This window comes from Pedobacter sp. V48 (genome assembly GCF_000523515.1).
Classification (GTDB): Bacteria; Bacteroidota; Bacteroidia; order Sphingobacteriales; family Sphingobacteriaceae; genus Pedobacter.
Genome location: NZ_AWRU01000001.1, coordinates 343,225 through 357,997, shown reverse-complemented (window position 1 = coordinate 357,997; position 14,773 = coordinate 343,225). Strand labels below are relative to the sequence as shown.

At 39.8% G+C, this 14,773-nt stretch carries 15 protein-coding genes; 5 read left to right on the top strand and 10 right to left on the bottom strand.

Going from position 1 to position 14,773, the window contains the following annotated elements; translation table 11 throughout:
* Positions 1–69 precede the first annotated feature (69 nt).
* From N824_RS01330 to N824_RS01325, 3 genes are read right to left on the bottom strand one after another with little or no spacing between them, the layout of a single operon-like run.
* Positions 70–606 (bottom strand): LytTR family DNA-binding domain-containing protein, encoded by a 537-nt coding sequence (locus tag N824_RS01330; RefSeq protein ID WP_200869786.1) that lies wholly within the window; start codon positions 604–606, stop codon positions 70–72.
* The gene (locus N824_RS32910) at positions 585–776 is read right to left on the bottom strand and encodes a hypothetical protein (RefSeq protein WP_200869785.1); all 192 of its coding nucleotides are present in this window, start codon (positions 774–776) and stop codon (positions 585–587) included. The genes N824_RS01330 and N824_RS32910 overlap by 22 nt, the downstream gene beginning before the upstream one ends.
* Positions 777–809: 33 nt before the next feature.
* Positions 810–1,073, bottom strand: a complete 264-nt coding sequence (locus N824_RS01325) for a hypothetical protein (protein WP_048903312.1) — start codon at positions 1,071–1,073, stop codon at positions 810–812.
* A gap of 21 nt (positions 1,074–1,094) precedes the next feature.
* On the opposite strand from N824_RS01325, the gene N824_RS01320 reads away from it, so the two are divergent.
* Positions 1,095–1,316 (top strand): hypothetical protein, encoded by a 222-nt coding sequence (locus tag N824_RS01320; RefSeq protein WP_048903311.1) that lies wholly within the window; start codon positions 1,095–1,097, stop codon positions 1,314–1,316.
* Here N824_RS01320 and N824_RS01315 read toward each other — a convergent pair whose 3' ends face one another.
* Positions 1,317–1,868: an RNA polymerase sigma factor gene (locus N824_RS01315; protein ID WP_048903310.1), complete on the bottom strand. Its 552-nt coding sequence runs from the start codon at positions 1,866–1,868 to the stop codon at positions 1,317–1,319.
* 297 nt (positions 1,869–2,165) lie between these two features.
* Between N824_RS01315 and N824_RS01310 the strand changes: the two genes are divergently transcribed.
* Complete coding sequence (locus N824_RS01310; protein ID WP_255327388.1) at positions 2,166–3,032, top strand: transketolase; 867 nt, start codon at positions 2,166–2,168, stop codon at positions 3,030–3,032.
* 54 nt (positions 3,033–3,086) lie between these two features.
* A complete protein-coding gene (locus tag N824_RS01305; RefSeq protein ID WP_048903308.1) occupies positions 3,087–4,046 on the top strand; it encodes a transketolase family protein in 960 nt (319 codons plus the stop codon).
* Between the two features lie 265 nt (positions 4,047–4,311).
* Here the strand turns inward: N824_RS01305 and N824_RS35355 are convergent, their stop codons facing one another.
* Genes N824_RS35355 through N824_RS33960 form a run of 3 tightly spaced genes read right to left on the bottom strand, consistent with a single transcriptional unit; the run spans position 4,312 to position 5,139 of the window.
* On the bottom strand, positions 4,312–4,599 hold the full coding sequence (locus N824_RS35355) for a family 16 glycoside hydrolase (protein ID WP_255327383.1): 288 nt from the start codon (positions 4,597–4,599) through the stop codon (positions 4,312–4,314).
* Between the two features lie 19 nt (positions 4,600–4,618).
* Positions 4,619–4,876, bottom strand: a complete 258-nt coding sequence (locus N824_RS35350) for a family 16 glycoside hydrolase (protein ID WP_255327382.1) — start codon at positions 4,874–4,876, stop codon at positions 4,619–4,621.
* A 35-nt stretch (positions 4,877–4,911) separates the two neighbouring features.
* Positions 4,912–5,139, bottom strand: a complete 228-nt coding sequence (locus N824_RS33960) for a DUF1080 domain-containing protein (RefSeq protein ID WP_235206955.1) — start codon at positions 5,137–5,139, stop codon at positions 4,912–4,914.
* Between the two features lie 130 nt (positions 5,140–5,269).
* Between N824_RS33960 and N824_RS01295 the strand changes: the two genes are divergently transcribed.
* Positions 5,270–6,169, top strand: coding sequence for an AraC family transcriptional regulator (locus N824_RS01295; RefSeq protein WP_048903307.1), 900 nt, complete (start codon positions 5,270–5,272; stop codon positions 6,167–6,169).
* A gap of 206 nt (positions 6,170–6,375) precedes the next feature.
* Here the strand turns inward: N824_RS01295 and N824_RS01290 are convergent, their stop codons facing one another.
* The 3 genes from N824_RS01290 to N824_RS01280 form a co-directional block, all read right to left on the bottom strand.
* A complete protein-coding gene (locus tag N824_RS01290; protein ID WP_048903306.1) occupies positions 6,376–6,951 on the bottom strand; it encodes an autotransporter domain-containing protein in 576 nt (191 codons plus the stop codon).
* 76 nt (positions 6,952–7,027) lie between these two features.
* Complete coding sequence (locus tag N824_RS01285; protein WP_161662244.1) at positions 7,028–7,606, bottom strand: Crp/Fnr family transcriptional regulator; 579 nt, start codon at positions 7,604–7,606, stop codon at positions 7,028–7,030.
* Positions 7,607–7,737: 131 nt separating this feature from the next.
* Positions 7,738–9,813, bottom strand: coding sequence for an alpha-L-fucosidase (locus tag N824_RS01280; protein WP_048903304.1), 2,076 nt, complete (start codon positions 9,811–9,813; stop codon positions 7,738–7,740).
* Between the two features lie 694 nt (positions 9,814–10,507).
* On the opposite strand from N824_RS01280, the gene N824_RS01275 reads away from it, so the two are divergent.
* On the top strand, positions 10,508–13,702 hold the full coding sequence (locus N824_RS01275; RefSeq protein WP_048903354.1) for a TonB-dependent receptor: 3,195 nt from the start codon (positions 10,508–10,510) through the stop codon (positions 13,700–13,702).
* The last annotated feature ends 1,071 nt before the right edge of the window (positions 13,703–14,773 follow it).

Genomic DNA, 14,773 nt, shown 5'->3' with positions numbered 1-14,773 from the left:
CAAATGGAATTAAATTTTCACTAAATTAGAAAAAGGACGTCAATTAAGGCCTTTTATAACAAGAAATCCTCATAATAGTTTAGCCCCAAGCCAACCCTCAACCTGTTCGACATAACTTTCTCCGATTGGGAGTACAATATGGCTCAATTGCATCTTTCTATTTTGAACAGATTTGATCCGGGCTACAGGAATGATATAACTTCTGTGAATTCTTCCAAATTGTTGTTCTGGAAGAAGTTCGAGTATCTTTTTCAAAGACATTAATGTTAAAACAGGCTTATCATTTGTCAAATGAATCTTTATGTAATCCTCCATACTCTCAGTATATTCAACATCCTTAACTACAATCCTAATCATTCTATATTCAGAGTGTACATAAATAACTGGTTCTTCCCCGGTTGAATAAACATTGGCCCTGTATCTTTTCAGATCGACAGCCTTATAAACAGCCTTTGAAAAGCGATCAAAATCTATTGGCTTCAACAAATAATCAACAGCCTCTAATTCAAACCCGTCAAAAGCAAACTGTTTATGTGCAGTAGTAAATATTATCATTGGTTTTTCCTTTAAGGCTTTTGCAAGCTCTATACCTGAAATATCAGGCATATTAATATCCAAAAAACCAGATCAGGCTGCTTGCGTGTCAGAAATTCAATACCAGAAATTGCATCTTCAAAAGTTCCTAGCAACTGTACTTCTGGCATGCGCTCAACATAAGAACGTACCAGTTCTAGGGCCAAAGGCTCATCGTCAATTGCTACACATGTTAAAGACATACTTAATATTTAACCTTAATATATAGATATCATTTAAGAAAAAAGAACCAGGTTTGCTTTGAAAACTCCATCTTTATCATCAATATTTAACTGATGTTTACCCGGATATAAATGTTCAAGACGCTGTTTGGTATTCTTAATCCCAACACCCAGCCGATCATTATTTTGCATATTTTCAAAAATTCTATTCTCTGATTTAAATACGATCTTATCTTCAAACACATCTATACTAATCGTAATAGGAGCCTCAACATGATTGCTCAGTCCATACTTAAATACATTTTCTATAAAAGTCATTAAGATAAGAGGAGAAATGAGATGTCCCGACGAATCGCGTGTGACATTGGAGGCAGGGCAGAAACAATTTATAATCTAAAAAACAAAAACAATACTTTTTTCACATTCATTATAGCTGGGGCTTTTGAAATTAATGGTCGATTAATGCACCCTAGAGATGGATTGGCTCTTTGGGAAGTAAAGTCAATTGAGATAGAAGCTTTAAGCGCCGAAGCAACCTTACTTTGTGTGGAGCTATTTTAATTATACAAGCCTGCCTCTAAGAATAGAGACCCCCCTGGTTTTCTGATTCTTAACTGTTTGAACAGATAGGCCAAGCTTTTCTGCGATCTCCTCGTTACGCAGTCCTTCAATATAACTCATAGAAACAATCCTACTACATTGTTCTGGCAGACCATTAATTTCGAGGTAAATATCTCTCAAAACCTCGGCACGGATCATTTCATAAATAAAATCTGGTTCCTGATCTCCAATTCGCATGGCAAAATTCAATTGTCTTTCTTTAGCATGATTGTTCTTACTTAGATGATCCATACAGGTGCGCTTGGTAACCATATACAAATACGATCTTAAATGCTCCGAGCAACTGATATGATGATTGCATTTCCAAAGTTTCTCAAAAACCTCTTCTACGATGTCTTCAGCTTCCTGCACATCAAATACATACTTGTTTGCAAAATAACAAAGAGAAGAAAAGTATTGCTTAAATACCTGGCCAAAAGCCCGCTCGTTCCCCTCACCGAGTTTAACGAAAAGATCTGATTCACTCCAATATTTTAATTTGTTGGCATGCATCTATTTCTTTGTTTGGTACGTGACTAACATAAATATAAACAAATATTTTCTAAATGTTAAAAAATTATTTTTCAATTATCGGCATAGTTTAATATTATACCATTTCAGTTTAGATCAACAAAAAACAATTTAGTCGTACCCAAAACAGGCATTTTCAGATCTACTTTTTTTGCCCATGTCTTTTAATATTCCTTTTTATTATTATCTGAGTATTTTTTAAAATATAAGCCCTATTATTGGGATATTTATTTTAACTGTGCGCATGAATGCTTGCGCAGTTTTAGTTAAGTTTGTCATATTAATCAACAACCCCAATTAATGAAACATACAATCAAAGAATTAGAAGATATTGCTTCTCAGGTAAGAAGGGATATTGTTAGAATGGTACACGGCTGCCAATCTGGTCACCCGGGAGGGTCTCTAGGCTGTGCAGATTTCTTTACCGCACTGTATTTTGAGGTAATGAACCACTCTACTGATTTTACAATGGATGGAAAAGGCGAAGATTTGTTTTTCCTTTCTAACGGACACATTTCACCAGTTTTCTACAGCGTTCTGGCCAGGTCAGGATATTTTGATGTTAGTGAACTGGCAACTTTCAGAAAATTAAATTCAAGATTACAAGGTCACCCTACAACTCACGAAGGACTTCCAGGCATTAGAATTGCCTCTGGATCTTTAGGTCAGGGAATGTCTGTTGCTATTGGAGCGGCCCTTGCAAAAAAATTAAATAAAGATCACTCGGTTGTGTATTCTTTACATGGTGATGGAGAGTTACAGGAAGGTCAAAATTGGGAGGCTATTATGTATGCTCCTTTTAATAAAGTAGATAACCTAATCTCTTCAGTTGATTATAACGGACAGCAAATTGATGGCCCTACTGAAAAAGTATTATCTCTTGAAAATCTACAGGCAAAATTTGAAGCTTTTGGATGGCATGTGATCAACTCTGATGGTAACGACATGGATTCTATAGTTAAAGCATTGCATTATGCTAAGTCACTTTTAGGAAAAGGTAAGCCGATCTTGAACTTAATGAGCACCCAAATGGGCGCGGGTGTTGATTTCATGATGGGATCGCACAAATGGCATGGTGTTGCGCCAAACGACGAGCAACTTGCACTAGCTCTTGCCCAATTACCAAGTACCTTAAAAGATTATTAAGAATGAAAACCTGCGTAGCAAGCTTGAACACCGTTAAACAAAAATAGAAAACTCGTGAAAAAATATACATACACTGAAAAAAAAGATACCCGCTCTGGTTTTGGAGCAGGATTACTTGAAGCAGGTAAAAAAAATCCTGAAGTAGTTGCACTATGCGCAGACTTAGTGGGCTCTTTAAAAATGGATGCCTTTATTAAAGAATTCCCTGAACGCTTTTTCCAGATCGGTATTGCTGAAGCAAACATGATCGGTATTGCAGCCGGTTTAACTATTGGCGGTAAAATTCCTTTTACAGGAACTTTTGCCAACTTTTCCACAGGCAGAGTTTATGATCAGATCCGCCAATCGGTAGCTTATTCTGATAAAAACGTAAAAATATGTGCTTCCCATGCTGGTTTAACCCTTGGAGAAGACGGTGCAACTCACCAGATTCTTGAAGATATAGGTTTAATGAAAATGCTTCCGGGCATGACTGTAATTAACCCCTGTGATTATAATCAAACAAAAGCAGCTACTATTGCTATAGCTGAGCATCATGGACCGGTTTATCTGCGTTTTGGTCGTCCTGTAATCCCTGTATTTACTGATCCTGATCAGAAATTCGAGATCGGTAAAGCATGGATGGTAAATGAAGGTACTGATGTAACCATTATTGCAACCGGACACATGGTTTGGAAAGCAATTGAAGCTGGCGAAAAACTAGCAGAAATGGGAATTGACGCTGAAATCATCAATATCCACACCATTAAACCTTTAGATGAAGCAGCCGTTCTAAAATCTGTAAAGAAAACAGGATGTGTGGTTACCTGCGAAGAGCACAATAAGTTTGGTGGATTAGGAGAAAGTATTGCAAGATTACTTTCAACGGAACTTCCTTCTCCTCAGGAATTTGTTGCTGTTAACGACAGCTTCGGAGAAAGTGGTACTCCTGACCAGTTAATGACTAAATACGGATTAGATTCAATTAATATTATTGAAGCAGCTCAAAAAGTAATTAAAAGAGCAAAAAAATAATATCACCTATCCAACCAAAATAGAATAAATGAAGCATTTAACCCGCTTTTAAATAAATATCAACAAAAAATTTACTGGTACATCCGACGTTTGGTAATTGAGGAGGTAGTGATAGACCATTTTGTGGAAATTGGAAGAAATGATATTTGCCAATAAAGCTGTTAGGTCCCGGAAATATAGTCCGGGAACAAATAAGGCCTTAGGAAAATTTGTTGTTAGTCTTTAATGTAAGTGTGTTATTGTTTGGCAATTCTTTTTTCTGCCGTTAGTTTTTGAACCACTTCTTGTAGTCTTGCAGGGTTCTTGGCATATTTCCTAAGTTGATGATCTCAACTTTTCTGAAATCTATAGGGCGGCTTTCGGCTTGCAATGAAATCGAACCATTTTTTAAAAGCTGGCCTTCTGCAGCGCCACCAATAGGGTCTAATTGTGGTCTGTTGTAACGCAATACCTCTTCACCATTTACGCAGTGAACGATCAGAGAAGCTGCAAGTAAAAGAACTTCAACGCGTACCCATTGATCACCATTGAAAGTTTTCGAATTCGATTGCATTTCGTGGTTCTGGATGATTTTACCGTCTTTTAAAAATTGGGTGCCCGGGGGTACAGATGTTCGCTGTTGAGCGCCCACCATCCCCTTTGCCACCGAGTAACTGAACTTCAATCGAGGTGGGAAGGTCCTGATTTTTTCCCATAGTTGCAGCTTCCTGGCCATGGATCATAATGCCATTATTGCGGAATGCCCATCCCGGACCGCCTTTTACCTGATCACCGACAAAACGATATTCTACTCCTATAAGATAATAGGAGTAAGGTTTTTTGTAAAACAAGTGGCCATACTGCCCATCAAATTCTGAATACTGGTCTACCTTACCTGAACGTTTCGGTCCTTAATGCGGAAAGTGTTATTGTAATTATCGTTCAGGTCATGTTTTCTTATTTTAATATCCCAACCACTCAAGTCCTTTCCATTGAACATCTGTTCCCATTTTGGACTTGGTGATGACTTTATCAGTGAATAGCCGAAGAAGATAATGGGTAAACTCAGGGCAACCACCAGCCTGGTCATTGAAGAAATGAAGTTTTGTTTCATTAGTATGTTTTTTGTTTAGTACTAAACAGATACAGACCAAAAATACGAGCATTGTACTTGAGCATACTAGATAAAATTAGACTAAATTTTTACTAAAACAGATTACTTGAATTGTATTATATTAGCTCATATGATTAAACGCATACTGACTCATAACTTTTCCTTACTAAACATCGACCATGTTAAGCTTGACTCACGTTGGAATTACGCGAACGTGATCAGTCCTTATCACCGGATATATTATATAACTGGAGGAGAAGGGGGGATTTCTCATTTTGAAAAGAAACTGAAGCTAGAAGCAGGATACCTATATATCATTCCTAGTTTTACCTTGTGTAACTTGACCTGCGCCAGTTTTCTGGATCAGTATTTCGTGCAATTTTTTGAGGACTCCTCTGATGGAATATCGCTTTTTGCCGACAACAGATCTATATTTAAGGTTCCGGCAAAGGAGATTGATCTTGTCAACTTTGAGCGGCTCGTCCATATCAATCCCGGACGTGGAATCAACCGGTCAGATAACCCCAGGATATACGAAAAAGATGTTTATTATAAGGAATATCAGCAACTCAACAATCAGCAAACTGCTGCTCAATTTTTAGAAACTCAAGGTATACTGCTCCAGTTGATTTCCCGGTTTGCCCAGCCGGAGATCATTGTCCAAAAAGAAAGGCAACACATTCCAATAAAGATTCTGGATACCATAAGCCATATTGTGGTCAGTTTACATTTGCCGCTTTCAGTTAAATCACTTGCTGAGAGGGTGCATCAAAACCCAGAGTATTTCTCCAGGCTTTTTCAGCAATATACAGGCTCACGCCCCCTTGCCTATATTACTGAAAAGCGTATCGAGCGTGCCCAGTATTTAATCATGACAAGTACGTCCAAATACACTGAAGTAGCAGCAATGACCGGATTTGAAAGCCTTTCCCACTTTTCAAGGACATTTAAAAAAATCACAGGAATGAATCCTGGAGTGTATAAGAAGAGTTTTCAGGATCTGAATGAAAAGCAGGGAATGGTAAAATGATACATGCAATTGGTTAAGTATTGCTCGGATTTTTAATCGAAAATCCAATCCATCCAGGATAGAAAACGATCAGTCAGCTCTACACTTAGGAACTATAAATATTGAGCACTGATAGCGTTTTCTACTGTTAATTACTTTGGCGATCCTCGATGAATTTCTCTTTTCGTTTTTGCCGCTACCCATAGTTGTTTTTTAAATGACTACCCTCAGAATCGCCATCCAACATGTACTGCAGGAAATATAGAAGCAGAAGACTGCTTATAGGCTTCTTTGCCCTTGCTGATTGTTTTGGCATTTGCAGAATAAATCAACGCTGCCCATGGATTAAGGTAAAGTCCCCTGTATTTATTTTCGGCGTTCCCAAACATAAAGCGATAACCACCACGAGCGCCAATGTTTAAGCCCCATAGATCTTCTTGATCCGAACTTCCTTTGAGTCCTATTTTGTCTTTACCATACGTAAGCTGAAGACCTGCATGAAAGCCTTTGGTCTTGCCAAAGAGGTAATCGGTCTTCAGGTCAAAACCTGAAGAGTAGACAGAAAAGGCGTCATTGTCGAGCTGGAATGATGGCTGTTTGATACCGAAGGTTCCAATACTGCTTCGAAACTTTCCATAAGTTACACCTACATGTACAGAATAACCATTTAATATATAAGCCAGGGGGTCTGCCTCTACCTCAAGCCGGGCAGCCTCTTTTTCCTGAGCATGGGATTCAGGACTGTAAATAAATGAGACAACTGCGATGAGGATAATGAGTGTGCTGAATTTTTTTTTGTTCATAAACCGTGATTTTTAATGTTCGTGCCAAAGGTATGGCCCGCTTATAAAAAACACAGTTAACAAAAGATAAGAAAAATTATTTGCGGTATACCCGTTTCCTGATCCGGCTTAAAGAGACTGGAGTGATGCCAAGAAAAGAAGCGATGATGTTTTGTGGAACTCTTAACATTAGATTGCCATGCTCTCGTTGAAAGTCAAGATATCGTTCTTCCGGGGTACGGGTAATGTGCCCCATGAAAATATTCTGTCCATTGATGAAACGCTGATCGGCGATCATCCTGGTTACAATGTTCATCTTTGGCACAGAAAGATGCATTTGGTCAAAATCTCTTTTGCAGATGCTGAGTAGGGTACAATCTTCCAATGTTTCCAGTGCCTGGGCAGAGGGTAGTCTGGTGAGAAAACTTTGATAGCAGCTTGCAAAATGGTTTTCACTAAAAAGAAATATAGTTTTTTCCTCCTGCTTGGTATCAAGGCAGTAAAGCCGCAAAATCCCTTTGATGATAAAATAAAGCTTATCCTCTATCTTGCCAATATGGGTAAGTGTTTGTTTTGCGGAAATCTGTACTGGTGTGAAAGCGCTAGCTATCGTTGACCATTCTTTTTCTTCGAAGCCAACAAGGCTTTCGAATGTGTGTTTGAGTATCTGGTTCATCCTTGAAAAATAAGGCTTTCCGGTCATTCCCCCCTGAAAGTGCTATTGAGATTAAGTTCCGGTCTGACCTGATTTTGCCATCTAAATTTTTATCTGTTAATAAGCTGTTCTATTAGTCATGCGCTGAATCTTTATAATGTGGTTACTTCTAATTCTGCATAGCCGACGGTATTGCCAGCATCCGCAGTCATGAGTTTTCTTAATTTTATATAACGCGCCTTAACCGGTTTAAAGTGTTTACTTTGCCATAAAGGGTTATTCTTGATGTTGGCAAATTCTCCTTCATCGGCAAGTATCCAATTTTTATTGTCTGTGGAAACAAAGAACTGGTATGCACTTATTAATCCTGAGTTTTGGTCCTGTCCAGGTAAATAGCGGAACCCGTTCAGATCAGCTTGTCGTCCCATATCGATGGTGATATCTGTTGGTGCATTTCCATCCTTTTTTTGATACCAGGCAGTATTTGGATTTCCATCGATAAGATGCTTTGATTCCAGATCTGTAACATTGATGATCTTCCAGTCTTTCCTCGAAAGGTCAAATTCCTCCCTCGACGCCGGACTACTTTTTTCGCTTTCCTTATTGAATGCAATAGCCTGAACGATTAACTTTCCATCAGTTTCAAATGGACCTGTGTAATGCTTTGATTGAATAGTAGGCGTCGTTCCGTCCAGCGTGTAGTATATGGTCGACTCCTCATCTGCAGCATGGATGGAAACTGCGCCTGATTGGTTGCGAACAATACTTGGTGGTATCAGTATCTGGGGAGCAAGATATACACCAATATTGGAAATAACTGGATTACTTTTGGCATCCAAAATGGTAAATCTGAGCTTGGTCGCCCTTACCGTGGGAAAAACCAGGATTCGCTTGTAGCCAATGGTAGTCTGTTTGTCTAGTTCCTTCCATGTTCCATCCACTGTCAGCGCTTCAATTTTAAATGATTTAACCCGTTGTCCCAGCGCAATATATTCCTGGACTAAAAAGCGATTAAATGAGGTAAGACGTCCGAAATCAATGGTTAGGGTAGCTCCGATGATATTGTCGGCCGTAGCCCAATAGGTATTTTTGTCCCCATCCAGTGCCTTATTCGCAGCATAATTTTTTCCGCGGGCATTAGATACTACCGCCTTTTTGTTCTTCGCTAAGTCAACGGAAAACGCTTCCTTAACTGCTTTTGCTAGCTCAATGGCCGCTTTTTCGTCGTTTTCGTGAATCCTACCTCGGCGGTCAATTGGAAAATTTAGCAACAAGGTACCATTTCGTCCAAAAGAGTTGTAATAAGTTTTTAGGAGCTGTGGAAGGGTTTTGACCCTGCTGTCTTCATAATTATGGTAAAACCAGCCCGGCCGGATCGAGGTATTTACCTCTCCAGGCACCCAGGAATCCCCATCTTCCAAGCCATGATGCAGCATTTCATAAGGAACATCACCAGTTTTGTTCAGCAGGCTCCAATTCCTTTCACCAACATATCCGGCTTCATTGCCAACCCATCGCAAATCGGCCCTGTCGCCGTTGTCATTCCAGATGACTGCATTGGGTTGAAGCTCCCGGATCAATTTGTAAGTGTTCTGCCAGTCGTAATAGGTTCTTCGGTCGATGGTTCGGGTTTCATTGGCTCCTCCATAATAACCAGAACCTCCGTTTGCCCCGTCAAACCATACTTCGAAGATTTCACCATAATTTGTTAGCAGTTCTCTCAGCTGATTTCTGAAATAAGTGATGTACTCCGGACGTCCATATTCGGCACTATTCCTGTCCCATGGAGATAAATAAATACCTAATTTGAGGTCATACTCCTTGCAGGCTTTCGCCAGATCGCCGACAATATCCCCTTTGCCGTTCTTCCAGGGAGAATTTTTGATCGAATAGTCCGTGTATTTCGATGGCCATAAACAAAAGCCAGAGTGGTGTTTAGCAGTAATGATGATGCCCTTCATGCCGGCTTCTTTACAAACTTTTGCCCATTGTCTGCAGTCCAGGTCGGTGGGATTAAATATTATCGGATCGTCTTCGCCGTAGCCCCATTCCTGATCTGTGAATGTATTCGTAGAAAAATGAACAAATGCATAGTACTCCATTTCCTGCCAATTGATTTGTTGGTTTGTAGGAACGGGTCCAAAAGACTTGGGTGCATTAGTTTGCGTCTTTGCTATATTTGATAGGACTGTGCAAAAGAGTAAAGTGAAAAAAGTTTTCTTAATCATATGTTGCTTTTTTTCTAGTATCAGTTTGAGGTGCTACAAAATTAATCCCAAAATCCACTCTTCATTTTACTTAAATGGACCTTTTTTTGTACAAAACAGATTTTTAAGGTTTATTATTTGTTTACAGTCCTGCCATAGTTTTTTATGTAAATTGGAGTTTGGGCTGTGAGCTCTTCTATTACCTAACTATTACGTCAAAGCATAAAATCGAATTCAGACAGGATATCTATTTCTTTACCGTTGGTATAGACCTGCCTAAAGACTTAAAAGAGCTCTCCAATCCAACTTGCAAAGTGTTCATCAAAAAAATGTGCTTCCATTGTGATGCTGTATCGATTTATGGTCAAAATAAGTAGGGCGAATACGTTTTCTTTAGGTTAACATAAGTGCTCTTCTCTTTATCATTTGAGGCATTCGTGGGCTTAATTCGGGCCTATATTTGATTTTCACCTAACCAATAGTAAACCGATCAAATCGCAGGGAGATTTGATAAAACCAACCTTTTCGCAAATGTTGAAATCATTTATTAATTATAAATCCGAGCAAAATATGTCTAAGTTTTTTTAGTTCTGCAATTTTCTTATCGGGGCCTAAATGCTCAGCCAAAAGGGAAAGGACTAAACATAGGCTTTCCATAAAAACTAATGCAATGGTTAGCAGTAACCACAACCAAATAAACCAAATTAAATCAAATATGAATCAAACAATTTCTATCAGGAAATTACCAATTTTTTTGTGGTTGGTAACTTCAATCGTGCTCCTGCATTTAACGGGGTATGCTCAGGAACGGCAAATTATAGGGAAGATCGTAACAGCAGGTGATTCTGCCCCAATTCCGGGAGCTACAGTGCAGGTGAAAAATAAAAATACAGCCGTATCTACTAATGAAAAAGGAGGGTTTTTAATACGGGCAAATACTGGTGATGTCCTCGTTTTTAAGATGATGGGCTTTAAACAACAGGAGGTCGCAGTAGGTAGCGGCAGTGTCATTAATGTGGTATTAAGTGTAGACAATACTAATCTGAATGAAGTAGTTGTTGTTGGTTATTCTAAGGTAGCAAGAAAGGATGTTACAGGCTCAATAAGCTCGATCAAGGGAGACGACTTACGCCAAACCCAACCAACTACTTTTGACCAGGCCCTGCAAGGTAAAGTTGCGGGGGTTGTGGTTCAACAGGTATCGGGCCAACCGGGAGGTGGCGTGTCTATCCAAATACGTGGTGTGTCTTCAATAAGTGGCTCCAATTCGCCGCTTTACGTAATAGATGGTATTATTATTCCACCAGTAAACAATCCCGGTAGTGGCTCTAATCCATTAAATGCCATCAATCCTGCCGAAATTGAATCAATAGATGTATTGAAAGATGCTTCGGCAACGGCCATATACGGCTCGCAGGCAACCAATGGAGTTGTTGTGATCACCACAAAAAGGGGGAAAGCCGGAGCACCGCAGATAACTTATGATTTCTATGCCGGTTACCAGGAAATACTTAAACGACTCCCTACAGTAGATTTGCCACAACTTGCTACTTTCATTAACGCCCGGGCCGCTTCCTGGGGCTTTGATCAAAGACCCGAATTTGTTAATCCTCAATATTTAGGTAAGGGTACGGACTGGCAAAAAGAATTATTCCGGAAAGCTCCACAGATGAATCACACCCTTACTGTAAACGGTGGAGATGACAGAACCCAATATTTACTGTCAACCTCCTATTTTAACCAGGAAGGAATAGCCATTGGATCTGATTTTACCAGATACTCATTAAGGCTGAATTTAGACAATAAAACCACTAATTGGCTGAAAATAGGAACAAGCCTTCAGTTGGCACATGTTGATGAAAAAGTAAACTCAACTTCGAGTAATGTAATTGGCACGGCACTAAGCCTTACCCCTGATGTTCCGGTAACCAACTCTGACGGCACCTGGGGAGGGGTTACGAACACCGACGGTTGGGTAGAACCTGTTGCCAACCCGGTGGCATTGGCGAAAATTATCAAACACTTAAGAAAGCGAAATCAGGTATTCGGAAATGTGTATGCAGAAATACAATTAGCTAAAGGGTTATCGCTAAGAAATGAGCTATCCGGTAATTTCGATTTTAATACAGAAGATAGGTATTCGCCAATTTATAGTTTTGGCAGAGGTACTCCAAGCCCTAACTTTGGGTCCTCCAGCGCCGGTCAAAATTTTTATCTAGTAATACGTAATTTTCTAACTTATAACCATAATTTCAAAAAAATTCATATTGATGCTTTGGCAGGGCATGAATCGCAGGAAAGCACTTTTCAAAATCTTGGCGGTGCGCGAAGGAATTTTCCTTCAGACAATGTGCAGGCAATTAGTGGCGGCGATGCTACCACGGCCACAAACTTCGGCAATAATTCATTATCAAACCCTAAGGGAGGCTCTGCACAGGAATCTTATTTTGGCCGTATCAATTTTTCATGGAGTGATAAATATCTGTTCACCGCCAATATACGTAACGATGGTTCTTCAAATTTTCCGTCCGACAACCGTTGGGTTACTACCTATTCAGGTGGATTTGCCTGGAAAATTAAAAACGAGGCATTTTTGAAAGGTGTGGAGAGTATAAATGATTTGAAACTAAGGATTGGATATGGGCTTACCAACAACCAGGGCATACCGGGTAATACCTTTGTAACCCAGCTTCAAACAATAGCCAATGGCCTATCAGGTATAGCTCAGTTTCAGAACAATTTGGCAAACGCGGAGGTGACCTGGGAAAAAACGGATTACTACAGTGCCGGGCTTGACGGAACGCTTTTCAATGGGCGATTAAGTTTTTCATTAGAAGCTTACGACCGCCGAACACAAGGCCTTTTATTACAGGTACCGCTTCCAGGATACTCTGGTTCTGTAGCGGGCTATGGGCCAGGATCCATGCAAGCACCTTTTGCCAATGTCGGCTCGATAACCAACAAAGGCTTTGACATCCAAATCAATTCTACTAATATTAATGGTAAAAATTTCAGTTGGAAAACTGGTTTTACCATATCGCGGAATAACAATAAAGTGACCTACTTAGGTGCAGGTGGAACTGATGCTAACTTAAGTAAGAAATCTTATGTGATTAACGATATCATTCAAAAAACGATGGTGGGCCGGCCCATTGGCGAATTTTATGGCTATATATTTGATGGTATTTTCTCAACTCCAGAAGATTTTAAAAACCATGCCCGTCCTGCTGACCCAAGCGGTAAGCCTTATCCGATCTCTCCAGCAGGTGGTGGTATCTGGTATGGCGACCGTATGTTCAAGGATTTGAATGGCGACGGTATTATCGACTCAAAGGATCAAACCTTCTTGGGTTCGCCGATCCCCAAATTCCAGTTTGGTATCAATAATACATTTAACTACAAAAATTTAGATCTGAACGTTTTCTTCAGTGGTAGTTATGGCGGCAAGGTGTTCAATCAAATGGCTATACCGCAAACCGATCCGCAAAACCATGGCACCTTTTTTACATCAGTATTAGATTATGCAAAATTGGGTATGGTAGATCCTAATGGCTCTCCATCCGATGTCAACAACGTATATGTGACCAACCCAAATACAACAGTTGCAGGACTGAGAAATGACAAGACCAATGGCAATCTTCGTCCTAATAGTTTGTTTATCGAGGATGGTTCATTCCTGCGGTGCAAAAATATCACTTTAGGTTACCGCTTGCCAGAAAGTCTTTTGTCAAAAATATCTATGCGTTCCGTTAGGGTGTATGCCAATGTATCCAATGTATTTATAATTACAAAATATAAAGGCATGGATCCTGAAATTGGTTCATGGGATCCGCTTCAGGGAGGTTGGGACAGCGGTTATTATCCGCAGCCAAGAGTATTTACTATTGGCGCAAACATAGCCTTGAAATAATAAAACAATCACCGATTAAAAACATATGTTTATGAAATTAATTAACAAAATTATCATCATTCTGCTATGTGCAGCAGCAATTGTCGGATGTAAAAAGAGTTTTTTGGACCGTCCGTCCAACTCGCAGATAAGTTCTAATAATTTTTATAAAACCACCGCCGATTTACGATTGGCTACGGCAAGCCTTTACGGCGGTGCACACTGGTGGCAATGGAACAATGGCGCCTTGATACCGCTTGGCGATGKMKYSWKNGRTACCGSWWGKYKNTSTWTWKAGCGGYRMYRKANGTWYWNCTTTWTASMSGCRMYATNNTACMGCKYWWWAYRSKCWYSNTKACMRMKSRWWRKGKTSKNGTKAYANAATRNNGTTGSGYWRKGTWATACRRTWMYNTWGYGCMATRYAAYASSRYKMTKANTNCCRTMCAWYWSYNAMGCWGAYMMRWMYRYKKCYRMAGCNNAGRCAAAAWTKSKKCSWSMGMTNAGNCAWAWTWTSNTTYGNGCGATWKMWTRKKRTNCAKTNGSCNAWTTATTGRRGWKMASWGYMAANTKATWRAAGATMMNCWGNTMAAYYGMWAMAWKRTYYNCWGMTSWMTMKMAANNCRTTGYTWMWGANNTGWCTNTAMRYWSSTYRMYAMYKWCCYRAMWYASRCRRMWMARSWMSKKYMNCWAMAYRGWCGRNAMAAGGWAKGKTRRSNNCAWGGYMKRYWYRASGAWKGYKGGKYWAGGYAWAWWTGRCRRYSGCGRSYNNAGGYMWWRMNTGRCAGYNGCSAMMARGYMTNGCKNGRCARTGYSWNNAAAARTANGCGGKYWRWSWKTGTWWMMMNAGYKRTTNTGAYMTTKTYWMSSMGYWAWWNNAYGATMWYYYSRARGCRYWAWWYWMCSWTMAMYSGGMMGCAKNTRTKNNTTMCSKWNAATGGSMMNGCWKKWSWRKKTTAYKKWNNTSGCMATSSWYKRMARTYYTWYYTYWMNGMCAWSGWNGGAWGKCMWKCCTYAMAGMCAASRTNNATGRYWWRYMYYRSAKSYAWNCAKMWRAKKNATACSGKAWGKMKYMNAGCMAMKRWTAYGSTNAAN